Genomic DNA, 26,184 nt, shown 5'->3' on the forward strand with positions numbered 1-26,184 from the left:
TAAATAATAATATTGACATTTATCATAAAATTATGATACAATACATAATAAAAAACCGTTCCGGCTAATGCCAGAACGGTTTTCGTATCATATTGTTAATTATTTCTTATGCAGGAATTTCTCCTTTGTATAAGAAAGAAATAATTTCTTTATTCAATTTATCGATCATTTCACTGAATAAGTGGAAAGATTCCTGTTTGTAAATTACCAACGGATCTTTCTGCTCGTACACTGCACCCTGAGATGATCTTCTTAAGTCATCCATTTCACGAAGATGAAGTTTCCAGTTCTCATCGATAATCGATAGCGTGATATTCTTTTCAAAGTCATTTACCAGGCTTTCACACTGAGTTTCATAAGCTTCTTTAAGGTCAGCTACGATGGTCATGGTCTTGTGTCCGTCGGTGAAAGGAACCTGGATCATTTTGAACATTGAACCCTGATTCTGATAGACATTCTCAATGATTGGGAATGATTTCTCTTTCAGTAAGTTCAGTTTCATCTGATAATCTTCCTGAGCAGCTTTGAATAAGATATTCGTTAAATCCTGAATGTTTTTATTATTAAAATCATTTTGAGAAACCGGAGATTCCATTGTAAATGTTTTAATGATTTCGTATTCAAAATCTTTATAATTTCCGCTTGCCTTTCCTTTCGCAACGATAGAATTAGCCACATCAAAAATCATATTTGTGATGTCATATTTCAGGTGATCTCCGAAAAGGGCGTTCTTTCTTCTCTTATAGATAACGTCACGCTGTTTGTTCATTACGTCATCATATTCAAGAAGTCTCTTTCTTGTTCCGAAGTTGTTCTCTTCTACTTTTTTCTGAGCTCTTTCAATAGATTTGCTGATCATAGAGTGCTGAATAACCTCACCTTCTTTGTGACCCATTCTGTCCATCATTTTAGCGATTCTTTCCGAACCGAACAAACGCATCAGGTTATCTTCAAGAGATACATAGAACTGAGAACTTCCCGGATCTCCCTGACGACCGGCTCTACCTCTTAACTGTCTGTCAACACGTCTTGAGTCGTGTCTTTCAGTACCGATGATGGCTAGACCTCCTGCATCTTTTACTTCTTTTGAAAGCTTAATGTCGGTACCACGACCAGCCATGTTCGTTGCAATTGTTACAACTCCCGGCTGTCCTGCACCAGCCACGATTTCCGCTTCTTTTTTGTGAAGTTTCGCGTTCAGTACCTGGTGTGGAATTTTTCTTAATTGAAGCGCCTTTGAAAGCAACTGAGAAATTTCAACTGACGTTGTTCCTACCAATACAGGTCTTCCTGCGGCAGTTAATTTTTCAACCTCTTCAATTACGGCGTTATATTTTTCTCTGTTGGTCTTATAAACCAAATCTTGTTTGTCATGTCTTAAGATAGGACGGTTGGTCGGAATCACTACAACATCTAATTTGTAGATCTCCCAAAGTTCACCAGCCTCTGTCTCAGCAGTACCGGTCATTCCCGCAAGCTTGTTGTACATACGGAAGTAATTCTGAAGCGTAATTGTTGCAAAAGTCTGGGTAGCGGCCTCAATTTTCACATTTTCTTTCGCTTCGATCGCCTGGTGAAGACCGTCAGAATAACGACGTCCCTCCATGATACGACCTGTCTGCTCATCAACGATTTTTACTTCACCATCAATTACTACATATTCATCATCTTTTTCAAATAATGTGTAGGCTTTCAATAGCTGGCTCATCGTATGAACACGTTCTGATTTTTCAGCAAAATCACTGAAAAGTCTTTCTTTTGCTTCGAATTCTTCTTCTTTAGAAAGGTTTTTAGCCTCTACTTCAGCGATTTCAGTTCCGATATCCGGAAGAACGAAGAAGTTCGGGTCAGAGTTACCCTGAGACATATATTCAACTCCTTTATCGGTAAGGTCAACCTGGTTGTTTTTCTCCTCGATAACGAAATAAAGATCTTTATCTACGATCGGCATATCACGGTTGTTGTCCTGCATATATTGCGCTTCAACTTTCTGAAGCAATGCTCTGTTTCCGCTTTCCGATAAGAATTTGATTAATTGTCTGTTTTTAGGAAGACCTCTGTAGGCCTGAAGTAATTTGAAACCGCCTTCTTTAGTATTTCCGGCAGCAATTAATTTTTTAGCTTCATTGAAGATGGCAGAAACTGTCTTTTTCTGAACATCGACAATCCTGTCGATAGACGGCTTCAGAACATCAAACTCCTGTCTGTCTCCCTGAGGAACCGGACCGGAAATAATCAATGGTGTTCTTGCATCATCTACCAATACGGAGTCTACCTCATCCACGATCGCAAAGTTCAATTCTCTTTGTACCAGTTCTGAAGGTGAAGTGACCATGTTGTCTCTCAGATAATCGAAACCGAATTCGTTGTTTGTTCCGTAGGTAATATCTGAGTTGTATGCTTTTCTTCTTCCGTCTGAGTTAGGCTGGTGGTTATCAATACAATCGATTGACATCCCGTGGAACTGATACAATGGTCCCATCCAAGCCGAGTCTCTTTTAGCAAGATAGTCATTCACGGTTACAACGTGAACTCCTCTTTCCGGAAGTGAATTTAAGTAAATAGGTAATGTTCCTACCAAAGTTTTACCTTCACCCGTTGCCATTTCGGCAATTTTACCGCTGTGAAGAATAATACCTCCGATAAACTGAACATCATAGTGGACCATATCCCAAACTACTGGAGTTCCGGCAGCATCCCATGAGTTTTTCCAAACAGCTTGGTCTCCCTGAATTTCAACGAAATCTTTCCCGGCAGCAGCCAGTTCTCTATCCCAGTCACTTGCTGTTACACGGATTTCTCCATTCTGTGCCCATCTTCTTGCGGTTTCCTTGATCAATGCAAAGGCTTCCGGAAGAACCTGAAGGAGCACTTTTTCTTCAATTTCGTATGATTCCTTCTTTAAAGACTCAATTTTTGAGAAAAGAGCCTCTTTCTCGTCAACGTTTGTTGAATTTTTTATCTGCTCTTTAATCTGTTCTATTTGAGCTGTGATCTTGCTGGTTGCAGATTTTATATTCTCTTTAAACTCAGCAGTTTTTTGTCTCAAACCATCATCCGACAATTGTTGGATGTTTGGTTCTACAGCTTTGATTTTTGTTACAACTTTTTTTACTTCTTTTAGGTCCTGCGCTTTTTTGTCTCCCAAAAACCCTTTAAGAACTTTGTTTAAAAAACTCATAAATTTTTTGCTTTATGCTTAATGCAAGATGCTTTAAGCGTTTTAAATGACACGCTTATCGTGTAAGTTAATATATAAAAAGGGCAAAAAAGCTCTAAGCGTGCGGCCTAAAGCTTATCGCTTTATTAATATTCGTCCTCGTTCCAAAGGAAATCTTCGTCTGTCGGGTAGTCACTCCAAACTTCCTCAATCGATTCATAAATCTCTCCTTCATCTTCAATTGCCTGAAGGTTTTCTACTACTTCCATAGGTGCACCAGTTCTGATTGCGTAGTCAATAAGCTCTGCTTTTGTCATTGGCCAAGGTGCGTCACTTAGATAGGATGCTAATTCTAATGTCCAGTACATAATTTTCTAATTTTTTGCAAAAGTATAAAAATAGGTTGTATAATAAACTTTTTTATACTTGATTTTCAATTCTTTTTATAATTTTTTCTTGTAAATGTCTGTCATCAACTGCATGGCAGCGCTGTCAGTATTTACTTATTGTCGTTTTCTCAAAAACCATTCCACAAATTTTTTTATGCCATTTTGGAAGTCTGTGTCTGGTTTGTACCCTATTAATGTCTTTGCTTTTGTGATATCGGCATTGGTTTTTGTGACATCACCCGGTTGCATTGGCAGAATTTTTTTGGTGGCAGTTATTTGTAATGCATTTTCGATGGTGGCGACCATCTCAGATAAAGTAACGACCTCATTTTCTCCTAAATTAAGGATTTCATAGACCTGAGTGTGATTCTCCAGATAGGTAACAGATTTTAGAATTCCGTCAATGATGTCATCAATATAAGTGTAATCTCTGGCAGTATTTCCGTCACCATAAAAAGGAATTTCCTGTCGGTCTGAGATCAGTTTCGTAAACTTGTGTATGGCAAGGTCCGGGCGCTGTCTGGGTCCGTAAACGGTAAAAAATCTAAGCTGAATCATATCAATACCATAGAGTTGATGGTAGACGTGTCCTAAAATTTCTCCACATTTTTTAGTAGCGGCATAAGGCGAAATAGGATTGTCTACATTGTCAGTCTCTGCAAAAGGAGTTTTTTCATTATTTCCGTAAACGCTTGACGAAGAGGCACAAATGAATTTTTTAATACCATATTCTTTGCACAGTTCCCAAAGATTCATCGTACCACGAACATTTACTTCTTCGTATTCCAGGGGTCTTTCAATAGACGGACGTACACCTGCCAATGCAGCAAGGTGGATGATCATATCAATGGAGTGGTGCTTAAAAATGTTCTCAAGTCCTTTTTTATCCCTGATATCCTGATAATAAAGAGAATATTGAGCAGATTGAGTGAGGGAAATTAAACGCTGGATATCAGCCACTTTATCAGAAAACTCAAAATCCGAATTTTTATCAATTGACTCTAAAGTATTTTTAATTTTTATCTGATACCCGTAGAAATTATCAAAATTGTCAATGTTTATGACAGAATGTCCATTTCTTAATAATTGTTCAATCAAATGGGAACCGATAAAACCGCTGCCGCCTGTTACAAGATAAATCATCTGTGGTTTTTTATGAATACAAAAATATAAATTTTACTATTTGAAAAATATAATCATTAAATTTACTTAAAAAAGTAATATAAATATAATATGCAGTTTCAAGGGCAAATTTTAAAAATGACAAGTTATGATGCAAAACCGGTTCAATACTATCTCAATCTTTCAGGGGACCTGATCCATTTGAATGAGCTGTTTGGAAAGGAATTAAGCATAAAACATGTAGGGTTTCAATGTGTAAACTGTGGGGAAGATAAGCCTGTTTACAGAATGGGTTTTTGTAAGAATTGTTTTTTTGAAAGTCCTTATGCAAGTGATACAATTATTCGTCCTGAACTCTCTACAGCGCATCTGGGAGTAGCGGAACGTGACCTTGAAGTAGAAAAAGAAATTCAGCTTCAGCCTCACACGGTTTATCTTGCCTATACAGGAGATGTGAAAGTGGGCGTTACAAGAAATACCCAGATTCCCACAAGATGGATCGATCAGGGCGCTACGTTTGCCTTGCCTATTGCCAGAACAGAAAATCGTTACGAAGCCGGAATGATAGAAGTTGCCTTAAAAGATCATCTTCCCGACAAAACCAATTGGAGAAAAATGCTTCAGGATGATTTTGAAGGAGAAATTGATCTTGCTGATTTCAGACAGAAAATTAAAGAATACTTTCCGGAAGACTTTCAAAAGTTCTACAGTGAAGGAGAAGAACTATGGATGTTTGATTATCCTTTTGAAAAACCGGAAAAAGTTTCATCATTTACTTTAGATAAAAAGCCGGAGTTTACAGGAAGACTTACGGGGATTAAAGGGCAGTACCTGGGATTTGAAGGAGGAAATTTTATTAATGTCAGAGGGCATGAGGGATATGTAATTGAATTGGGAATAAAAAATTAATCCTTCACCTGTAGTAAACCAAATCACAATATGAAAAAATGGGTAAAAAGACTGTTAATTGGTTTCGGCGTTATGGCTGGGCTTGTTCTGGTTGTAAATTTCGGACTGAATATCTGGCTTAAAACCCAACTTCCTGATTACATCAAAAACAAAACCGATTATAAGGTTTCTTATAAAACACTGGATGTGGATCTTGGCACAGGAAATATCCTTGCTACAGGCATTTCTGTGAATAATAAGGATCCGCAAAATACCAATGTTATTGGCCTGCAAGGAACTATTGATACCTTAAAAATAAGTCGATTTGGTATTTATGACGCGATCTTTAACAAGACGATAAGTTCTTCAGATCTGCTGTTGTCAAAACCTAACCTTAATGTAATTCTGGCCAAACCGATTGACCAGAAAACAGGTAGGAAAAGAAATCCTGTTTTATTTGATAATATAAGGATTAATGATGGATCTGTTACGATTTTCAGGCATACCAAACAAAAGTTTTTATCCGTAAGACAACTGGATTTATTTGTAGAAAATCTGCAAATGACGGAAGAATCTGTTGAAGACAAACTGCCGGTGGTTTTTGATCGCTACAGCATCAAAGGGCAACACTTCTTTTTTCGTCCGGACAATGTGTATGCCATTACGATTAACTCAATGAATACAGCCAACGGGCAAATGTCTGTGAATCAGTTCAGGTTGATTCCGCTTTTGTCCTTTGCTCAGTTTAAAAAATATTATCCGAAGAAAACTCAATTATTTGAATTCACCATTCCCAAAATGGATTTCAAAGATGTGGTTCTTCATAAAAATAAAGTTTCTCTGGCTAACGCTGATTTTCAAAATCCTGTCCTTACCGTTTATAAGACAGGAGTAAAGGCTAAAAAAAGCGATAAAAAATCCAACTTTGAAGTTAATTTAGAAAAAATTAAACTTAATAATGCGGTCATTCAGATTAATAAACCGGATGGGAACAAACTTTTGTCTGCCGGAAATCTGAATTTGAATATCAATACTTTATTGTTTAATAAAGAAACTTCGGAGCAGATGATTCCGGTCGGATATAAAGATTTTACTTTTTCAGGGAAGAATATCGAGTATTCTGACCATCAGAATGTACATATAAGAAGTATTGCCTTACAGCCTGCCAGCGGAGAGATCAACGATATTTCATTCTCACCCGGTGTTATTTCTGAAGGAAAAACCATAATGGATATGAAAACCAGTCATATTGCTTTTCATATCAATAAACTTGCTTTTGTCGATAAAAAACTTGTGCTGGACGTCAAGGATGTTCTTGTTGAAAATATTAATGGAACGGTAAAAGCCGGGGATCATAAATCCACTAAAAAAAAGGTTCCGGGATTCATCCATTCAATGATTATCCGGAAAGTTTCTTTGAAAAATGCCAATATTACCTATGATAAAGGAAAGCAGCCTTTATCTTTTCGTGACCTGAATGCCACTGTAAATGACATTAAACTGGCGCCTGATCCTCATAACCAGGGATTATCCTTTGAGGTGAAGGATTATTTCCTGACCACCAGAAACTTTGCCTATAAGACTCAATTTTATAATCTTAGCCTTGGTCTTTTAAAGCTGAATAAAAATAAAATTCAGATTAATAATTTTGCCATGAAACCTCTCGTTTCGAGAGCTCAGTTTATCAAAATGATACCTGTTGAAAGGGATCTGTATGATCTGAAGGCTGGTCAGATAACAGCGGAGGGAGTGTGGGATCTTTTTTCTAAAAATAAGTCTGTGAATGCATCCCATGTCACCATCCAATCTGCGGACGCCAATATTTTCAGAAGTAAAATCCCTAAAGATGATCCAAAAATAAAAGCTTTGTACTCAAAGATGCTGCGGTCCATTAAAATTCCGATGACTGTATCGAATATGGATATTAAAAATTCGGTGTTGGTTTACGAAGAAGATACCCCGGAAAGTATGGGTCCCGGGAAGCTGATATTCAGTAATTTCAATATGAATGTACAAAATCTGAATTCTGCGAAAGAAAAAGGAAAACCAACAAAGGTTGATATTAAAATCAACTGCTCATTTATGAATTTGGCTCCATTATCCGTGAACTGGAATTTTGATGTGGCAGATCATAGGGATGCTTTTAGTATTTCCGGAAAAACACAGAATCTTCCTGCCAGTGGCATCAATCCGTTTATCAGGCCTTATCTTCATGTTACTGCTACAGCGGGAACCATTCAGGAGATGCTTTTCAATTTTAAAGGAAATCCTGCAGGATTGAATGGAACATTTAATTTGAAGCATAAAGATTTAAAAATTGCGGTTTTAAATAAAGAAAATCATGAGAAGAAAGGATTTTTGACCGCCGTTGCCAATATTTTCCTGAAATCAGATTCGGGGCGTTTCCCGGAATCGGTTACCGTGGAGAACGTGGAGCGTGATCCTACAAAGTCATTCTTTAATCTTTTCTGGAAAGGAATTGAACAAGGGTTAAAGAAAACGTTAATCGGTAAAAATGTGGAAAAGACAGAACAAAAAGTAAAGAACGCCGTTTCCTCCGTGAAAGAAATGAAGCAATCTGTGAAAGAAGTAAAACAGGAAATCAAAAATAAGACACAATTGAAACAGAAAGAACCCCAAAATGAAAAAAAGGGATTTCTGAAAGGGATTTTCAAAAAGAAAGAAAATTCTGAAGCAGAATAATCTTTTAAACCATCAGGATGTGATTGCTATCCATAAGTTTGGTCAATAGCGGGAAACTAAAATTTAATTTTAATGAAAACAGCCTTAATGGTTTAAAAAATTAATATTGAATAGTGTGGAATTAAAAATTAAATTCGTCACTTTCCAAAATAGGAATCTTTCTTAAAAATTCATCAAATTCCTGTCCAGGATAATTGCTGTCAGCTCCATAAGAATCGATGATCATCCCACGGTTTCCTGCATCGTCTTTTACTACATATAATACAGCATTATCATCAGGATTGCTGTCTCCTTCAAAGCGGTAGGTTTTTAAAATGGTAAGTTCAGAAGGCTGGTAAATTTTTTCAGAGTTTTCAAACTTCATTTCACAATTGTCGTTCATCCTGAATTCCCTGTGAATTCCTCTTTCAGAAAGTGTTTTCATTACCTGGCTTAAGGTGGTCATTCTGTCGATGTTTTCTGGATTTTCCATAATAATATTTTTCTTTATTAGTACAATAATTAAACCATTACATTTCTAAATATAAGAAAAATAACGGATTATAATTTTCTTAAAAATAAACTTTAATGTTAACAAAATTTATAATCGGCAAAAGCAAAATAGGTATGCTTTTTGCAATGGTATCAATAATAAATCAAAGAAAATATGAAAAAAGAAGTTGGAGTTTTACTGGCAGGAGGAGTTGGTCTTTTGGCAGTATTAAGTTTAATTAGTATCAAGAAAATATTGACAAAAAAAGATAAAAAATACAGTGATACCTACGCGGATTATCACAGACACTTTGATGAAAAAGGCCACGACGAAGAATTTCACGGAGTGGAACTATACGCAGTGAAGTAGTAAAAAAATATATTTAATTATGTTTAAATCCGGCACTTTTGAAAGTGTTGGATTTTTTTTGTGGAAAACTTTAGTGTTAAAAATCATTACTTTATGAAAAAAGCATTATAATTTTACATCAGAATGTCAAACGAAAATTTCATAAAAGGTCAGGGAGCTCAGCGAAACGTTATCAACCGTTTCGACAGGTATACCTATGAACCTGATGATGAAGATTTCGAAACCATAAAGACTTCTTTCACAGAAGTTTTTCCTAAAACAATTGTCAATCAGGTAAAGAGTGCAGATCTTCCGATGGAGTATTCTATGAATCCTTATCAGGGATGTGAACATGGTTGTGCTTATTGCTTTGCAAGACCTACTCATGAGTATTGGGGCTATAGTGCAGGAATTGATTTTGAAAGAAAAATCATGGTTAAAAAGAATGCTCCGGAGCTTCTGGAAAAATTTTTTCAAAAAAGAGGATATCAGGCTGCTCCCATTTTACTTTCCGGAAATACAGATTGCTATCAGCCTGCTGAAAGACAATTTGAAATTACCCGGAAACTTCTGCAGGTATGTCTTGAGTACAGGCATCCCGTGAATGTTCTGACAAAGAACGCTTTGGTACTGAGGGATATTGATATTTTGAAACCGATGGCAGAACAGAACCTGGTTTCTGTTTCATTAAGTATTCCGACAATTAATGAAGAGTTGAGAAGAAAAATGGAACCAAGAACCAGTTCGGCGGCTAATAAATTGAAGGCCATAGAAGTACTTTCTGAAAATAATATTCCCGTTCATGTCATGGTTGCCCCTATTATTCCGGGGTTGAATAGTGACGAGCCGCTTACCATATTAAAAGCTATTTCTGATGCCGGAGCGCAGGGATTTGGATATACTTTAGTAAGGTTAAATGACACCGTGGAACCAGTATTTGTCAAATGGATCGAAGCACATTTTCCTGACCGTGCCCGGAAAGTTTTGAACTTGATACGTTCTATGCGGGGAGGAAAACTTGGAGACAAAAGGTATTTCGAGAGACAAAAAGGCGAAGGGAATATTGCAGAAATGATTCATACAACTTTTAAAGTCGGCAGGAAAAAATTTTTTGAAGGAAAGGAATTTCCCAAACTTTCGACGTCTAATTTTACAGGAAGCAAGGACCAGCAATTAAGGCTGTTTGATTAATTGTCAAAAAATAAGCATCTATATAAATAAATGCTTACTTCTTATCGTTTAGTTTCAAGTCTACTAGTACTCAGGAATGATGTTTCATAGCTTTTAATTTAATTTTCTAGCGAGGAGAACATTGAGGAAGAAAGTACCCTGCCAGTTACTTGCTGAAGAATCAACCCTTCCTACTGATACCGTAAGTCTGGTTCTGCCGGCTGTTCCATTATTGGCTAATGCGACAACATTAGCTGTATAAATATCCGGAAATCCTGAATTGTTTCCGGCAGTTAACTGAGGATATAAATTATTGATGTTGAAAGGAGTGCCTTGATACTCATATACGATCGTCATTCTTGCCGTCTGATTTGTTGTAGAGTTTACGGATGACTTCGAAATAACCCACCAATTATCACTGTCATATCCTGTATTGGAATGGTTTGTAAAATCTGCAGTGTATTGATTATGTGGTGGTATTCTCAGCTGTGCTCCGTACAAATCCACATTTGTGGGTCTTATGGATTGCCATAAACCAGGTGCAGGAAGGGACGTAGTATCAAAATAGTAAAAACCCGGAGCTGTTATATTGACAGCGGATCCGGCAGCTGTTCCGGTTGTCACATTATTGACAAAGATTAAAGTGGAAAATGGAGTTGATGTGGTGGTATTATCTCCCATCGCCTGAGCCCGTGCTCTGTCTACATTGGGAATGATAAGCCCGTCTTTTACTTGTGGGGTTGCTGTTCCTGTTGGAATTTTTGCGATGATGTCTAACGTAGTTCTGGGTGAAGTAGTACTAATCCCTACTTGGGCGCTAATTGTCAAGAAATTAAACACAATAATCCCTGCTGTGAATCGAAATGTTCTTTTCATAATAATTGTTTTTTTTGTTGGTTTCTTAACAAATATATGATTAATTGTGAAGAGAATGTTGGATATAATTGATTTTATGATGTGTTTTTTTTTTTGATTTAATTTGTACTCAATTATTGATTTTTTAATATAAATCGATTATTATTTTATAGAATGAGATTAACTCTGATCATAAAAACCCGCTCTTAAAAAGAACGGGTCTTGTTTCAAAATTGAGATTATTTTAATAAATAATGGGTTGTTCTCCGTCAGGACAAATAAATTCAACCCTGCATAATTCCCGGTATTGAATACCATCACTGCATACATAAAAACATTCTCCCGGGTATGGATAGCTTATTCCTCCGGAAATTTCCTTTAGCTTGTTTTTGTTTAACTTTTTTAGATTTTTCATATTTTTTTAATTTGAGATGTCTTAAAGATACTGAAAAAAATAAGTGATTGTATACCAGCTGTATATTGGAAATAAATAACGGCCATCTTAAAAAGGAAAGCATCAAAAAGACCGTTTTATAGGAAACGGTCTTTTTTTATTACATTTTGATACTCAATCTTACATATCGTTGTTTGTCACCGGACATTTAAAATCATCACTACAGCTTGCACAAATCACAGTGCCATTGCAATAGTACATGCAGAATTCAGGTTCAGGAAGATGAGCTCCTCCAGATATTCCTTTTAATTGGTCTTTTCTAAGTTTTTTTAAATTTTTCATATGGTTTTAATTAAAAATTTGATAGTAAATCAAAATTAAATAAAATATTTTTAATTAAATAAAATAAGGTATGAAAAAAAATAAATTTATTCAAAAAAAAATAACACTGGTGTATTTTTTACTGTAAATATTTGAATAATAGATAAATAAGTTCTAATTTTAGAAAAAAGCGAGATCCGAAAAGCTTATAGAGTAGGAAAAACTAAAATTTCAAAAACTATGAAAAATTTCAAAAAACTTTCCAGAGATGAACAAAAAAGTATGGTTGCGGGTGATATAGGACCTGCCTACTGTTTTGATGGTGAGGTGCCGGGGACCGGTGGTTGCGCTGCAGGATACATTTGTTCAAGCGGCCAATGTGTACCTTATATAAATCCAGGCGGCGGCGATGGCCCGGGCGGTGGCGGAGGTGATACTTACACCTGTATTTGTCCGTGGGGAACTTTTACCCAGTCTACTCCCTGTCCTGAATTTTATTGTATAACAGGCTAGAAAAATAATAGTCAGTAATTTCAATTACTGACTATTACTATGATTATATTTTAATTAATCCCAGCTCTACAAGTCTTTCATGTAAGAACTCTCCTGCTGTGGTATCTTCATACAATTTTGGATTGTTTTCATCCACACAGTTGTCGAGAGCATTTAAAGACATTCCGCTCACCGGGTGCATAAAGAAGGGAATTGAGTATCTTGAAGTACTCCACATTTCTCTTGGTGGGTTTACAACCCTGTGAATAGTGGATTTCAATTTGTTGTTGGTATGTCTTGATAACATATCTCCAACGTTGATCATCAATTCATCCGGCTCTGCAATAGCATCGATCCATTCACCCTTGTGATTCTGAACCTGAAGACCTTTACCTTGAGCTCCCATAAGAAGGGTAATAAGGTTGATGTCTCCGTGTGCTGCTGCTCGTACCGCATCATCCGGTTCTTCAGTGATTGGAGGATAATGAATAGGTCTTAAGATAGAATTTCCTTCTGCGATCTTGTCGTCAAAATAAAACTCATCTAAACCAAGGTGAAGGGCTAAAGCTCTTAAAACATACTGTCCTGTCTTTTCAAGCATCTGGAAAGCTTCTTTACCTACTTCGTTGAATTTCGGAAGTTCATCAACGATTACATTGTCAGGGTACTCTTTTTTGTATTTTGAATCGTCAGACACATATTGTCCGAAATGCCAAAATTCTTTTAAGTCTCCTTTTTTGAAACCTTTAGCAGTTTCTTTACCAAATCCTACATACCCTCTCTGACCGCCTATTCCGGGAATTTCATACTTCTGTTTCGTTTCCACTGGCAGCTCAAAAAAGTTTTTTACCTCTCCATACAAATCATCTACAAGGTTGTCATCAAGAAAGTGGCCTTTTAAGGCAACAAAACCAATTTCTTCATAAGCTTTTCCGATTTCATTTACAAATTTCTGTTTGCGTTCCGGGTTGCCCGAAAGGAAATCACGCAGGTCTACACTAGGTATTTTATCCATTTTTAGAAATTTACGAACAGCAAAATTACATTTTTTTAATTTAAATGATTTTAAAATCATTATTTATAAGTTAAATTTGCTGTATGAAAAAATATTCTTCCAAGAGAAGTATCCAAATACTTGCACATCTTCTTCAACAGTACGGAATTGCAGACGTGGTAATCTCCCCGGGATCAAGAAATGCTCCTTTGGCGATTCACTTTTCTGAAGTAGATAGTTTTAACTGTTTCAGCATTGTGGATGAGAGAAGTGCCGCTTTTGTGGCCATGGGAATGGCGAAAAGTGAGAAGAAGCCTGTGGCTGTTACCTGCACAAGCGGATCTGCTGTGGTTAATTACTATCCTGCCATTACGGAAGCTTTTTATCAGAATATTCCGCTTTTGGTGCTTACGGCAGACAGGCCTACGGACTTTGTTGATATTTTTGATGGGCAAACCATCAGACAGAAGGATGTTTTTCATCAACACTCTTATGGTGACTTTCAGCTGTTGGAAGACACCAAAGAGCACGCAGAAGAAATTAATTTTGACACGATAAAAAAAGCAATCGAGCTTTGTTTTGAAAAACAAGGGCCGGTACATATCAATATACCTTTGGAAGAACCACTTTATGAACTGGTTTCTGAGCTTCCTACTTTTCCTACGGTTGAAAAAACCATCAGGCATAAAGAGTATGAAATTCCTTCCAATCTGATTGCTGACTGGCATACTTCCCAGAGAATTATGATCCTGGTCGGAACAAGAGATTACAGTCCTGAGTTAGAAAATCAACTTACACAATTGGTTAAAAACCATTCTGTCATTGTGTTGAGTGAAGCAAACTCCAATCTGTATCATGAGAAATTCTTCCGACATATAGACCGTTATATTTTCAATTTCACGGAAGAAGATTACAAGACATATGCTCCTGATTTATTAATTACAGTGGGACAAAACGTAGTTTCCAAAAAAGTAAAACAATTCCTGAGAAATGCGCGTCCGAAGCAACACTGGCATCTGGATGAAATCTGGCAGCCAGATACTTATTATTCCCTGACAGAGAAAATAGAGGTGAAACCTGAAGTTTTCTTTTCTAAATTATTGAAATACATTAATTTAGAACCGCGGCCTTACTACAACCTCTGGGATGTTTTAAGGGATAAGAAGGATGCAAAGCACCAGCAGTTTTTAAATACAGTTGAGTTTTCGGACTTCTATTTCTTTAATAAAGCGGCACAGACCGTTCCTGAAAACTATAATATTCACTTTGCCAATTCTTCAGCGATCCGGTATGCACAGCTGTTTGATTTTGGCAAGAGAAGAATGTATTGTAACCGGGGAACTAGTGGAATTGATGGTTCCACTTCTACAGCTATGGGATTTGCTATCAAGAATGCTAATCCTACCTTGTTGATCACCGGAGATTTAAGTTTCTTTTATGATATCAATGGTCTTTGGAATCAATATATTCCCCCGTTTGTAAGGATTATGATCTTTAATAATGGTGAAGGGAATATTTTTAAAATCATTCCGGGACCAGGAAACGCTAATCCGAACACACTGGACGAATTTATTGCTACTAAACATAAAAAAAATGCTGAGCATCTGGCCAAGCATTTCGGTTTTTCTTATATCAAAGTTGAGGATGAGCTTACATTAGACAGGGTGTTGGAGAATTTCTTCAAGCCTGATGCACAGCCAAAAATCCTGGAAGTAAATACCTATGGAAAAAATAGTGCAGATGTGCAAAAAGCGTATTTTAACTTTATGAAAGAGAATTAAAGATCCAGATACTCTTCATTTCCAGGCAAATTCATAATTCTGTCAATCGGATAGATAAACATATCATCAAAGTCATTTAAGGCATTGATAATTTGAAAGTGGCTGAATTGCTTTATATTCTGTAAGGTAATTTCAGCCTCTTTTATTTTTTTATGTTTTAAAAGATATTGTCTTTGTACTCCATTAAGAAGATAGGTTGTAGGGGTAAACCAGTCTTTCCCTTTTAAAAATAAAAGATTGGAAAAAGAAGTGTCTGTAATATGATTATTTCTGACAATGATGATTTCTTCTGCTTTAGATTTCATTTTCATTTTGTCAAGCTCCTTACGGTCCTCAAATTTAAATGAATAGTCGTAGCTGTTGTTTTCTACGAGCTGGAAATCCTGTATTTCAGGAATAGCGTAAGGAATCATCTGAGTTCTGATTCTTTTATCCAGGTCATAAGCAATTCTTAGTTTGAAAAGCCCGTCTTCATCATGGTCGAGATTTTTATAAATTTTAGCCAGATCAATCGAATCTTCTTTCCCGAAGTGGGAAAATGTTTGATTGACACGTTTCTGATGTAGTTCCAATAGATAAATCTCCTGATCCTCTACTTTAATGCTTTCAATGAATTGGGACATAGATTTTATTTTTCATTTCCTGATATTCGTCTTCTAATTTACTCATGTGGGTAATACCACCTCCGCTTTTGAAATAGAGTTTTTCGCCCTCTTTTTCTATAAAGCGTATCATCACGCAACTGTCTACATTTTCACCATCGAACCAGCCGCATACTCCCGTGTAATAGCCTCTTTCATATCCTTCAGCCTCCCGGATGATCTCCAGCGTCTTAGGTTTTGGCGCTCCTAAAATTGAACCGGCAGGCAGCAGCTTTTTCATGATACTTCCAACTTTTCCCTTGAACTCAGGCTTTACTATTCCTGAAATTTCAGAGCTCATGGCATAGAGATCCTTTTGCTGGGTTTTTATTAAGTCAATATGTTGAAAATCATCCACTTTTACCTCTTCTGCCACCATGCTCAGATCATTACGAAGCAGATCTACTACAGTATAATGTTCTGCTTTTTCTTTTTTATCGTTCTTCAGAATTTCTGCTGCATTTTCGATAGAAGCATCTATTGTTCCTTTCATGGGATAGGTTAAAATTTTACCGTCCAAGATCTTCACAAAAGTTTCAGGAGAAAAAAATACAAAAAAATCTTTATAAAATACCTTATACTTCGCATTCGAGTGATAAAAAATTTCTTCAAGGCTTAAATTGGTCTTAATTTCAGTTTTTCTCGTATAATTTACCAGATAGGAATTTCCGAGGTGAATATTTTTTTGAACCTGCTCAAAGCCTTTCTGAAAGCTTTCCATAGGTTCAGGAAATGCTTTCCATTCTATTTTTTTATCTAATGTATGTTTGTTTTTTATGGTTGAAAAGTTCTGAAAATCAATTATTAAGCCTGATTTTTCAATTTCACTTTCCGGATATATCTCAACATTCTCTGCCAGAAAGTCGATGACGAAAAAATAGGGAACTTTCTGAAGGGAAAGTTCGTCCATCTCCATAAATTTTTGATGATTCACTGAAAACATTCGGCAAAAATACTTATTGATGTTTACTTTTGCATAAAATTTTTATGATGCAGACAAAATATCCTCAGAAACCGGGACTGGATTTTATACTGAAGCAGGCTTTTTTTTACTGGAATAAAACACTGGTTTATCAGTTGATGTTTTCAATGATTTTCTTCGGAATCTTCCTTACCTCATTATTTTTCTTCGGTGAAAGATATGGGATATTAGAGCAGAATCAGATGTTGGCAGAAGCTTTTAAACAGGGAACAAAAGTTTACATGGAAAAAATTGCGGAACTGAGTGCTACTGAAAATTATCAGATGTTTACCCTTGCTATTTGGGCAACCATGGCATTTCTATATCCATTGAATCTTGGAATGTTCCAGATTTTCAGAAAGCTTGATCTAAAAGAAAAAATTGAATTGAGTGACCTTTTTGTAGGCTACAATGGACTTAATTTTTTTAAATATCTGGGGTATTATATTTTTTGGTTTCTGATCTACAGGTTTACTATTCCTACGATTTTCCTGGCAGTAATCTGGGTCGCTATGACAATATTTGTTGCACCGCTGATGTTTTTTACCAATAAAAGGATATTTGAGGCTATTTCTTTAAACCTCAAAGCGCTTAGAATGTTTTTTGTTGAGATTATCGTGTGTGTGATTGTGGCAGTATTGTTTAAATATCTTGGATTTACCCTGTTTTTAGTGGGCGGGCTTTTTACATTTCCTTTTTGGAATGCCATGATCTATTCATTATATAAAACGGTCTTTTCAGAAAAAGGTTAAAATTCACCTCTGTTTAATATGATTTTTTGCTAAAAAAAGCTATTTTTGATAAAATCATTAAATATTAAACTATGTCTGAATTTAACGAATTTGACCAGCAGGGTTCTGTTCCCAATAGAGATACGGGATCAATTATTTCGCACGCCTTTGAAATGTACAAAGGAGTTTTTGGCTACGGTATCGTGGCGATGATCATTTATCTGATAGGAGGTGTTGTGATCCAGAGTGTTACAGGATTTAATTCTGCAAATATGTTGGAAGAGATGAAATCTTCAGGTGGAGATTTTAATTACTGGAATGCTCCGGGGTTCTCTTTGTATATGGGTGCTTCCAGCCTTTTCGGACTTTTATTGGCTCCTCTGTATGTAGGATTGATCTATATGGTTAATAAGTATAACACGAAAAATCCGGTTGAGTTTTCCGATCTTTTTATCGGATATCGTCAGAATTTTGTGAATATTCTGATATATAGCTTCCTCTCCGGGCTTATCTCTACTGTGGCAGCAGCATTGTGCTTTTTCCCGGTTATTTTTGTATATCCGTTTCTTTTAATAGGATACCCGATTCTACTGTTTGAAAACGCTTCAGCTACAGAGGCATTAAGCAAGTCTTTCAATATTGCAAAAGAGAATTATGGTGTTTTCTTATTAACAGGTTTTCTTGGAGCATTAATATCTTTAGCCGGGGTTATTCTTTGCGGAATAGGAATTATTCTGACAGCACCGTTCATGATGGTTGTCATGTATTCAACCTATTGTGCTTTTCTGGGAAAACCAAGACAAATAATGTACAACAAATAATAAAAATATATAATGGACAAGGAAAAACAGATCAGTAGTGTAGCCATTAAACAGATATTATTGCTGGCCATTATTTTGGTGCTGGCCGGGTTGATCTGTTTTAACCTTGCATTGTTTATCCCTTCTGTTTTGGGGGCAATAACGATCTATGTCGTTTGTAGAAAGTATAATTTTTATCTTCAGGAAGAAAAAAAATGGAAACCATCACTGGCCGCTTTTCTTTTAATGTTTGCCAGCCTTATTGTACTGATTTTACCGATTTACTTCATCGCTGACCTGCTTATTGATAAACTCGGGAATGCACAGGCCTACATGACAAAATTCAATGTATTTTTAGACAAAATACATTCCTATATTTATTCCAAAGTTGGTTTTGATATTCTCAGTGCAGAAAATATGAACAAGCTGAAGAATTTTGTAGGTAAGTTTTCTACGTCAGCATTGAGTGGCACTTTCAATACCCTTACAGTGATCATGTCGATGTACTTTATCTTGTATTTCATGTTGGAAAAACCAAGGCTATTTGAGAAGATTCTTACCTCTTCCGCACCACTGAAGAGATCAAATGTATCTTTGATCGGCGATAAAATGAGAAAGCTGATCATGGCGAATGCAATAGGGATACCTGTGGTAGCTATAGGTCAGGGTATTGTATCTCTGATAGGATATCTTATATTCGGGGCTCCGGGGCCTGTACTGCTTTTTGCCCTTACAGCAGCGTCGTCTGTCATTCCGGTTGTAGGAACAGCAATAGTCTATGTTCCGGTTTGTATTTTTATGATTGCTGAGGGAAATACCGGTCCGGGATTAGGTCTGGCGGCTTACTGTGTTGTTGTCGTAGGTCTTACGGATAATTTACTTCGCTTTACCCTGCTGAAGAAACTGGAGAATATTCACCCGCTCAATACTGTATTTGGTATTATTATGGGGATGAATTTATTTGGATTTATGGGCCTTATTTTTGGTCCTATCTTAATTTCACTTACCTTACTCCTGATACAGGTATACCGGAATGAATTTGCAGACGAAAATGCACCTCCTGATCTTGAATTACCCAATGGTAACGATCCAGAAAATAAACTGATTTAATGATATAAAAAGTGGAAGGACTCAATACAGAAATATTAAAGGAAATCTGCATTATGAAAATGCCTTTTGGAAAATATGAAGGTACCATTCTTGCCGATCTTCCGGTAAGTTACCTTGAATGGTTTAACCGAACAGGAATGCCTAAAGGAAAATTGGGAATGCAGCTGTCAACAGTGTATGAAATAAAGCTGAACGGATTGATGGATCTGCTGATACCGATCAGAGCATCGGTAAAAACTGGGAAATAAGAAAATGGGGATAACATAAAATTTAGGGCGGCATCGAAGATGCCGCCCTAAATTTTATAGATAGAATGATTAATGAGTCAAAAGAGGTTAGAAGAGAATAAATCCTCTTCCGTTCATCCTTAATTAATTCTTCAGAGCAGCAATTTCATCCCTTAGTTTAGCAGCTTTGATAAAATCAAGATTCTTGGCTGCTGCTTCCATCTCTTTCTGCTTTTGTTCAATTATTTTTTCGACATCTTCGCTGGCATAGGTGGCCTTAACTTCGGCAACCTTCTGTAAGATCTCTTTCTGGGTATATTTTTCATCTGGGAAGTCTTTGCTTCTTCCCACCAGATTTCCAGAAATCTTTTTGTTAAGAGCCTTTGGTACCAGGCCGTTATCCTCATTGTACTGCATCTGTTTTGCACGGCGGTATTCAGTTTCATCTAATGTTGCCTGCATAGATTTGGTGATCTTATCCGCATACATGATGGCCTTTCCGTTGATATTTCTGGCCGCACGCCCTACCGTCTGGATCATTGATCTTCTGCTTCTTAGCATCCCTTCCTTGTCAGCATCTAAAATAGCAACCAGTGAAACTTCCGGTAAATCCAGACCTTCCCTCAATAGATTTACTCCGATTAAAACGTCAAAAAGGCCTAAACGCAGGTCCTGCATAATCTGAATGCGTTCAAGCGTTTCAACATCAGAGTGAATATATCTTGTTCTGATCCCGAATTTTGTAAAATATTTGGTAAGTTCTTCCGCCATTTTCTTCGTTAAGGTCGTTACCAGAACCCTTTCGTCAGCATCAGCTCTCTTTTGGATTTCTTCCATTAAATCATCAATCTGATTTAAGCTCGGCCTTACCTCAATAATTGGATCTAAAAGCCCTGTCGGCCTGATGATTTGCTCAATATAAGCACCTCCTGTTTTTTCCAGCTCATAATCTGCCGGAGTTGCGGAAACATAAATTACCTGGTTCTGCATGGCCTCAAACTCTTCAAACTTTAATGGTCTGTTATCCATTGCAGCCGGCAATCTGAATCCGAATTCTACCAATGATTCCTTTCTGCTACGGTCACCACCATACATGGCATGCACCTGAGGAACTGTCACGTGGCTTTCATCGATCACCATCAAAAAATCTTTTGGGAAGTAATCTATCAGACAGAAAGGTCTTGTTCCAGGCAGTCTGCCGTCAAGGTATCTTGAATAGTTCTCAATTCCGGAGCAATATCCTAATTCTTTAATCATTTCCAGATCGAGTTCTGTCCTTTCCTGAAGTCTTTTGGCTTCCAAAGGCTTTTCAATGGAGTTAAAGAAATCTACCTGCTTTACCATATCGTCCTGGATCTCTCGGATAGCACCATTAAGGGTTTCTTTTGAGGTGACAAACAGGTTGGCAGGATAAATCTGGATCTGGTCAAAATTGGCTTCCACATTTCCACTTACGGGATTAAAGCTTTGTATTTTTTCAATTTCATCTCCGAAAAACTGAATTCTTATCGCGTTATCTGCGTAGGCGGGAAAAACATCAATCACATCTCCTTTTACACGGAATGTTCCTCTTTGGAATTCATTGAGTGTTCTGGCATAGAGTGCATTTACTAAAGAGTGCAGGAGTGCTGTTCTGGTGACTTTCTCTCCAATTGCTATTGAAATTAATGATTTGTGAAATTCTATGGGGTTTCCGATACCATAAATGCAGGAAACAGAAGCCACAATCAAAACATCCCTTCTTCCGGAAAGAAGGCTTGCCGTTGCGGAAAGACGCAGCTTCTCAACCTCTTCATTAATGCTCAGGTCCTTTTCAATATAAGTTCCCGTTGTTGCGATATAGGCTTCGGGTTGATAGTAATCATAATAACTGACAAAATATTCCACAGCATTTTCAGGAAAGAATTCTTTAAATTCCATAAAAAGCTGGGCCGCTAAAGTTTTGTTGTGGGCTAAAACCAAAGTCGGTCGTTGAACATTTTGTACAACATTAGCCACGGTAAATGTTTTCCCGGAACCCGTTACCCCAAGTAAAGTCTGGTATTTCTCACCAATCTCTATTCCTTCGGTCAGTTTTTCGATGGCTTGAGGTTGATCTCCGGTAGGTTTATATTCAGATTGAAGCTTAAAATTCATAGAAAGAGAATGTATACAACAAAAATACGAAAGATATTATTAGGCTTGATAAAGTTTTGAAGCTGAATCTTTTGTTCCCGGAAAATTTAACGCATTTTGGGAGTGTATTTTATTATCCGAATAGATAGCTTAAAAAAGGGATAATAAAAAAGCGCCCAAAAGGTGCTTTTCTTCTACTGGTGACCGAAGGACATCGTTGGCGGCAGTTTTAATACTGCGGCGACGGCTTTACCATTTTCTGTTGCAGGTATCCACATGGTTTCATTGTTTATCCCGGTGACTGTCTGGAGAAGCTCTTTGTTAAAAGTTTCATTTTCCCCTGAGACATGGATGTCTGTTGTTTTTCCGGTGGCATCAATATGAATGTAAGCTACAGATTTTATAATCCCTTTTTGTGCGGAAATATTAGCAGCTGTAAATTCTAGGGTCAATATTGCCGTCATTTGCATAGCTGTCTCCCATATATTCCAGAAGCTAAATGGCGCAAGATCATTCTTTGTAAGAAGTACATTACAATTCTGATAAGTAATTTTTTTTCCGTCTAAATTTTTGATTGCAAAAAAGATAGTAAACTTTTCATCTTGATCGTTATTGATACGCAAATTTTATGGCATTATTTTTCCATTCATTTTACACCATCAAATCATAACGTTATGAAAATCAGTAAATTTTATGTTCCATTAATCAGTGTTTTTCTTATGCTGTCTTCGTGTAAGAAGAATCAGATCAGTGCACAACAAACCGGAAATGACGGAAGTGTGGAAACTGAAAGACCCAATTCTGAGTATCAACCTGCATTCAAGGGCCAGACAAGGATCAAAGCAGTGAAAACAAAGACTTCTTATGCTGTGGAAATTCTGAATAAAGACCTTGGGAAGCCATGGGGAATTATCAATTTACCGGACGGAAGTTTTCTCATTACGGATAAAAGAGGTTATATGAATGTGGTTTCAAAGGATGGAAAACAGGTTTCAAAAATAGAAGGGTTTCCAAAAGTGGACCCAAAAGGGCAGGGCGGAATGCTGGATGTGGCTCTTGATCCTGATTTTAAAACTAATAATGTGATCTATTTTAGCTTTTCAGAACCTTTCGGAAAAGGAAACCTTACTTCTGTAGCTAAAGGTAAGCTATCTACGGATCTTAAAAAGATATCAGATATTAAGGTTATTTTTCGTGCAGAACCTTCTTATGACGGCGATAAGCATTATGGAAGCCGACTGGCTTTTGATAAAGACGGGAATTTATTTGTGAGTACGGGAGAACGGTCTGATAAAGTAACCAGGGCTTATGCTCAAAAAACAGATAATTATTTAGGGAAGATCTTAAAAATTACAAAAGAAGGTCAACCTGCTCCCGGAAATCCATTTATCGGAAAAGAAGGCTACAAACCTGAAATCTATGCCTATGGGGTAAGAAATCCGCAAGGGCTTGCCATAGATCCAAACGGAAATATCTGGGATGTGGAAATGGGGCCAAGAGGAGGTGATGAAATTAATCTTATTGAACCCGGGAAAAATTATGGCTGGGGCGACGTCACCTATGGTATTGAATATTCCGGAGATAAAGTGGGGCAGGGCATTACCCGGAAAGAAGGTACCGTACAGCCCGTTTATTATTGGGATCCGGTTATTTCTCCCAGCGGAATCACTTTCTACACCGGGAATATTGAGGAATGGAAAGGAAACCTGATCATTGGATGTCTGAGTGGTGAGCATATTGACAGAATTGTAATGAAAGATAATAAAGTAGTAGGAGAAGAGCGTCTTCTTGCAGATCAGAAAGAGCGTTTCAGAGATGTACTGAACGGAAGCGACGGAAATCTTTATGCGGTCACCGATAGCGGGAAACTGTATAGGATTTCAAAAAAATGAAAAATGTCCGGTTGAAAAAATCAACCGGACATTTTTATAATGAAGCTTGAGGCATGAAGAGATACATCTGACCTCGTTCTTCCGGCTTCTGGCTATTCTAAAATTTAAAGTTCAACCTGGCAAAAACCTGTCGTCCGGCAAATCCCATTTGTACAGGGTCAAAAATACCTCCTGCTTCTGTATTTCCGGTTGTTACATGAGCACTTTGTAATGTAGGGTATCGGTTAAATATATTTTTACTTCCCAGCGTCAGATTCAGGCTTTGGGAGAATTCATAACCAAAAGATAAATCCGTTGTTACCTTTGGGTTGTATACCTGTTCTGCGTTATCATATCCAATCAGTGTAACTTTATCAAATCTTACCATTTGCAGATTAACATTGAACTTGCTGATTTTGTAATTAAGGTTTAGGTTAACTTTCGTTTTCGGAGCAGATGCAAGGATAAAAGCTCTTTCCCGCGGACTTAAGTAAATGTCTTCCTTGCCGGCCAGCCGGTCAGAAGTGTTAACTTTTGTTATTTCCATATCATTGTAATTTCCGGCAAGAGTTGCCGTTAACTTTCCTGATCCGATATTTTCATTGTAACTTAGAATAACATCAATTCCTTTAGTACGGGTGTTGATTGCATTGGAAAAAAACTGCGCCTGATCTATATATGGGTAATCGGTCTGAACATCTGTAGGAAGGTCACCCCTTGAAAAATTCCCTGTAAGAACGATCCTGTTTTTAACATTGATATAATACCCGTCCACCGTTGCTGTAAATTTTCCGGTATTAAAAGTAAATCCGGCACTACCATTTACCGAGGTTTCCTGCTTAAGCTGAGAGATGCCTACCCTTGTAGCCAGGTCACTGTCATTAGAGGCCAATTGAATGGTTACCAATTTTCCTCCCTGGAAATTGGTGAATTGCTGACTGTAATATTTCTGTGCCAATGAAGGAGCTCTGAAGCCCATAGAAAAAGACCCCCGGAAAGCAAACTGGGGAGTAAAGGCATATCTTGTGGCAAACTTTCCATTCAAAGTACTTCCGAAGTCGTTATAATTCTCAAATCTTCCCGCCAGACTTATCATCCATTTTTTTGTAATGTCAAGTTCAGTATCTACATACGCTGCAAAATTATTCCTGCTTTTTCCAATATCGGTGGAATATCCAGGAAAGCCCTGGGAGCCGCCCGGTCTTACAGCTCCGCTTATCGGGTTGGTTACCAGTAGATTTGTCGGAGTATCACGGGTTACGATATTTCCGTTAATATCATACATGGTATAAGAAGCCTCTTCTCCTTTGATAATATTGAACTTTTCATATCGGAACTCTGATCCGAAGGCAATGTTTAACCCTTCCAATACTTTGAACTGTCTGACGGCATTAAATCCGGTAGTATTTTGGAGTAAAGAGTGTCCGCCTGCATTGAAGCTGGTAGGAGATTTTAATCCTAAAGTAGCATTGACGGTATCATCAATTTCATAAGTAAACCTGTTGTTTCCAAATGCATTATAAAAATCTACCTCCCAGTCAGCTACTTTAAATTTTAAACCATTGTCAAAAGTGAAGTCGGTGATACTTGTGTTTTCAATGGGATTAAATCCGTTCGGATAGATCCCCGGTATGTTTCCATCGGCAGCCGCTGTTCTTGTCCATGCATAAGCTTTTGTATTTCTACGTGAAAACCCCTGACGGGAATAAAACTTAAGACCGTCAGACAGAGGAAGTTCAATATTGCCAAAGAAATATACATTTTGCGCTTTGGCATCTCCGAAACGTTGTCTGGGGGCAGGATCAGGATCGTTATAGATTTCCGGATTTGCGTTTCTTATCGCATAATCCTTGGTGCTGAATTCTGCAGTGAAATTTCCGAATCCACCTTTAGATCCTATCTGGGTTCCCAGGTTTCCGTTAAAATTAAATGTTATTCCATCGATTTTGTGATCCGAAACCACATCATTGTTTCCGGGGCTTTTAAAAAGATTCATCCCATAGAATGCATTTCCCTCAAAGCCTTTATTACGATCATTCAGAATGACGTTGATTACCCCTGCAATCGCATCTGACCCATATTGAGCTGAAGCTCCGTCGCGCAGAACTTCCACTCTTTTTATAGCACCGATGGGAATGGTGTTCATATCGTATCCCGTATTTCCTCGCCCTTTAGTCCCGAAAAGATTAATCAGAGAAGACTGATGATATCTTTTTCCATTCAATAGAAGCAAAGTCTGGTCGGGTCCGAGACCTCGTAAAGTCGCCGGATCTACTGCATCAGCACCATCGGAACCCGATTGTTTATTGGAGTTAAAAGACGGGGCGGCAAACTGCAGGAGCTGATTCACTTCCACCTGGCCTGTCGACTGGCTGACCTGCTTGATATCAATGATGTCAATAGGGACAGGAGTATTGATGACAGTTCTTTTTTTATTCCGGCTTCCGGTGATGGCTACTTCATCTATCTTTGATTCTTTTATGGTATCCTGTACCTGTTGGGCATATGATAGTGAAGAGACACCAAGAAAAATAATGCTGATGTATTTTATTTTCATATTGAGGGTTTTGAATAGTGGTTAATTCAAAAATATCAATAATTATTTAAAATATCATTGAAAATATCATTGAAAATATTTA

At 37.3% G+C, this 26,184-nt stretch carries 24 protein-coding genes; 11 read left to right on the plus strand and 13 right to left on the minus strand.

The window, feature by feature from the left end:
- Nucleotides 1–106 precede the first annotated feature (106 nt).
- The 3 genes from secA to M030_RS0107305 all read right to left on the minus strand — a co-directional run bounded on the left by secA (nt 107) and on the right by M030_RS0107305 (nt 4,692).
- On the minus strand, nt 107–3,181 hold the full coding sequence (secA, locus tag M030_RS0107295; protein ID WP_027372900.1) for a preprotein translocase subunit SecA: 3,075 nt from the start codon (nt 3,179–3,181) through the stop codon (nt 107–109).
- Between the two features lie 125 nt (nt 3,182–3,306).
- Nucleotides 3,307–3,528: a DUF2795 domain-containing protein gene (locus tag M030_RS0107300; RefSeq protein WP_002662059.1), complete on the minus strand. Its 222-nt coding sequence runs from the start codon at nt 3,526–3,528 to the stop codon at nt 3,307–3,309.
- A gap of 135 nt (nt 3,529–3,663) precedes the next feature.
- Nucleotides 3,664–4,692 (minus strand): GDP-mannose 4,6-dehydratase, encoded by a 1,029-nt coding sequence (locus M030_RS0107305; protein ID WP_027372901.1) that lies wholly within the window; start codon nt 4,690–4,692, stop codon nt 3,664–3,666.
- Nucleotides 4,693–4,782: 90 nt separating this feature from the next.
- Between M030_RS0107305 and M030_RS0107310 the strand changes: the two genes are divergently transcribed.
- The gene (locus M030_RS0107310) at nt 4,783–5,580 is read left to right on the plus strand and encodes a DUF2797 domain-containing protein (protein WP_027372902.1); all 798 of its coding nucleotides are present in this window, start codon (nt 4,783–4,785) and stop codon (nt 5,578–5,580) included.
- A gap of 30 nt (nt 5,581–5,610) precedes the next feature.
- Nucleotides 5,611–8,262, plus strand: coding sequence for a hypothetical protein (locus M030_RS0107315; protein ID WP_027372903.1), 2,652 nt, complete (start codon nt 5,611–5,613; stop codon nt 8,260–8,262).
- Between the two features lie 121 nt (nt 8,263–8,383).
- Here M030_RS0107315 and M030_RS0107320 read toward each other — a convergent pair whose 3' ends face one another.
- Nucleotides 8,384–8,734, minus strand: coding sequence for a hypothetical protein (locus M030_RS0107320; protein ID WP_027372904.1), 351 nt, complete (start codon nt 8,732–8,734; stop codon nt 8,384–8,386).
- A gap of 174 nt (nt 8,735–8,908) precedes the next feature.
- Between M030_RS0107320 and M030_RS0107325 the strand changes: the two genes are divergently transcribed.
- Together M030_RS0107325 and M030_RS0107330 are read left to right on the plus strand one after the other, a co-directional pair.
- Nucleotides 8,909–9,103: a hypothetical protein gene (locus tag M030_RS0107325; protein WP_027372905.1), complete on the plus strand. Its 195-nt coding sequence runs from the start codon at nt 8,909–8,911 to the stop codon at nt 9,101–9,103.
- A 123-nt stretch (nt 9,104–9,226) separates the two neighbouring features.
- Nucleotides 9,227–10,273, plus strand: coding sequence for a PA0069 family radical SAM protein (locus M030_RS0107330; RefSeq protein WP_027372906.1), 1,047 nt, complete (start codon nt 9,227–9,229; stop codon nt 10,271–10,273).
- Nucleotides 10,274–10,366: 93 nt separating this feature from the next.
- Here M030_RS0107330 and M030_RS0107335 read toward each other — a convergent pair whose 3' ends face one another.
- The 3 genes from M030_RS0107335 to M030_RS25730 all read right to left on the minus strand — a co-directional run bounded on the left by M030_RS0107335 (nt 10,367) and on the right by M030_RS25730 (nt 11,843).
- Entirely contained in the window at nt 10,367–11,128 is a 762-nt protein-coding gene (locus M030_RS0107335; protein ID WP_027372907.1) for a hypothetical protein, read from the minus strand.
- A 223-nt stretch (nt 11,129–11,351) separates the two neighbouring features.
- Nucleotides 11,352–11,522, minus strand: coding sequence for a bacteriocin-like protein (locus tag M030_RS25460; protein ID WP_115596884.1), 171 nt, complete (start codon nt 11,520–11,522; stop codon nt 11,352–11,354).
- A 159-nt stretch (nt 11,523–11,681) separates the two neighbouring features.
- Entirely contained in the window at nt 11,682–11,843 is a 162-nt protein-coding gene (locus M030_RS25730) for a bacteriocin-like protein (protein WP_164464870.1), read from the minus strand.
- A 261-nt stretch (nt 11,844–12,104) separates the two neighbouring features.
- Between M030_RS25730 and M030_RS0107355 the strand changes: the two genes are divergently transcribed.
- Nucleotides 12,105–12,335 (plus strand): hypothetical protein, encoded by a 231-nt coding sequence (locus tag M030_RS0107355; RefSeq protein WP_123861786.1) that lies wholly within the window; start codon nt 12,105–12,107, stop codon nt 12,333–12,335.
- Between the two features lie 43 nt (nt 12,336–12,378).
- On the opposite strand, the gene M030_RS0107360 is transcribed toward M030_RS0107355, so the two are convergent.
- Nucleotides 12,379–13,329, minus strand: coding sequence for an isopenicillin N synthase family dioxygenase (locus M030_RS0107360; protein WP_027372910.1), 951 nt, complete (start codon nt 13,327–13,329; stop codon nt 12,379–12,381).
- Between the two features lie 83 nt (nt 13,330–13,412).
- Here M030_RS0107360 and menD point away from each other — a divergent pair, with 83 nt between their 5' ends.
- Nucleotides 13,413–15,089 carry a 2-succinyl-5-enolpyruvyl-6-hydroxy-3-cyclohexene-1-carboxylic-acid synthase gene (gene menD, locus M030_RS0107365; RefSeq protein WP_027372911.1) on the plus strand — a complete coding sequence of 559 codons (1,677 nt, stop codon included), beginning with the start codon at nt 13,413–13,415 and terminating at the stop codon, nt 15,087–15,089.
- Here the strand turns inward: menD and M030_RS0107370 are convergent.
- Nucleotides 15,086–15,712 (minus strand): aminotransferase class IV, encoded by a 627-nt coding sequence (locus M030_RS0107370; RefSeq protein ID WP_027372912.1) that lies wholly within the window; start codon nt 15,710–15,712, stop codon nt 15,086–15,088. The two genes, menD and M030_RS0107370, sit on opposite strands and share 4 nt — an antisense overlap.
- Nucleotides 15,696–16,673 carry an aminodeoxychorismate synthase component I gene (locus tag M030_RS0107375; protein WP_027372913.1) on the minus strand — a complete coding sequence of 326 codons (978 nt, stop codon included), beginning with the start codon at nt 16,671–16,673 and terminating at the stop codon, nt 15,696–15,698. The genes M030_RS0107370 and M030_RS0107375 overlap by 17 nt, the downstream gene beginning before the upstream one ends.
- 44 nt (nt 16,674–16,717) lie before the next feature.
- Here M030_RS0107375 and M030_RS0107380 point away from each other — a divergent pair, with 44 nt between their 5' ends.
- The 4 genes from M030_RS0107380 (at nt 16,718) to M030_RS0107395 (ending at nt 19,580) form a co-directional block, all read left to right on the plus strand.
- Nucleotides 16,718–17,443, plus strand: a complete 726-nt coding sequence (locus M030_RS0107380; RefSeq protein WP_027372914.1) for a hypothetical protein — start codon at nt 16,718–16,720, stop codon at nt 17,441–17,443.
- A gap of 71 nt (nt 17,444–17,514) precedes the next feature.
- Nucleotides 17,515–18,243, plus strand: coding sequence for a beta-carotene 15,15'-monooxygenase (locus tag M030_RS0107385; RefSeq protein WP_027372915.1), 729 nt, complete (start codon nt 17,515–17,517; stop codon nt 18,241–18,243).
- Nucleotides 18,244–18,255: 12 nt separating this feature from the next.
- Nucleotides 18,256–19,332 (plus strand): AI-2E family transporter, encoded by a 1,077-nt coding sequence (locus tag M030_RS0107390; protein WP_034722288.1) that lies wholly within the window; start codon nt 18,256–18,258, stop codon nt 19,330–19,332.
- Between the two features lie 11 nt (nt 19,333–19,343).
- Nucleotides 19,344–19,580, plus strand: a complete 237-nt coding sequence (locus tag M030_RS0107395; protein WP_027372917.1) for a DUF3820 family protein — start codon at nt 19,344–19,346, stop codon at nt 19,578–19,580.
- 123 nt (nt 19,581–19,703) lie between these two features.
- Here M030_RS0107395 and uvrB read toward each other — a convergent pair whose 3' ends face one another.
- Both uvrB and M030_RS0107405 read right to left on the minus strand, forming a co-directional pair.
- Nucleotides 19,704–21,695: an excinuclease ABC subunit UvrB gene (gene uvrB, locus M030_RS0107400; protein ID WP_027372918.1), complete on the minus strand. Its 1,992-nt coding sequence runs from the start codon at nt 21,693–21,695 to the stop codon at nt 19,704–19,706.
- Between the two features lie 173 nt (nt 21,696–21,868).
- Complete coding sequence (locus M030_RS0107405; protein WP_027372919.1) at nt 21,869–22,297, minus strand: hypothetical protein; 429 nt, start codon at nt 22,295–22,297, stop codon at nt 21,869–21,871.
- 51 nt (nt 22,298–22,348) lie between these two features.
- Here M030_RS0107405 and M030_RS0107410 point away from each other — a divergent pair, with 51 nt between their 5' ends.
- Nucleotides 22,349–23,566, plus strand: a complete 1,218-nt coding sequence (locus M030_RS0107410; protein WP_027372920.1) for a PQQ-dependent sugar dehydrogenase — start codon at nt 22,349–22,351, stop codon at nt 23,564–23,566.
- A gap of 97 nt (nt 23,567–23,663) precedes the next feature.
- Here M030_RS0107410 and M030_RS0107415 read toward each other — a convergent pair whose 3' ends face one another.
- Nucleotides 23,664–26,102 carry a TonB-dependent receptor plug domain-containing protein gene (locus M030_RS0107415; RefSeq protein WP_027372921.1) on the minus strand — a complete coding sequence of 813 codons (2,439 nt, stop codon included), beginning with the start codon at nt 26,100–26,102 and terminating at the stop codon, nt 23,664–23,666.
- Nucleotides 26,103–26,184 lie beyond the last annotated feature (82 nt).

It is taken from the genome of Chryseobacterium sp. UNC8MFCol (assembly GCF_000482305.1).
In the GTDB taxonomy this organism is placed as follows: Bacteria; Bacteroidota; Bacteroidia; order Flavobacteriales; family Weeksellaceae; genus Chryseobacterium; species Chryseobacterium indologenes.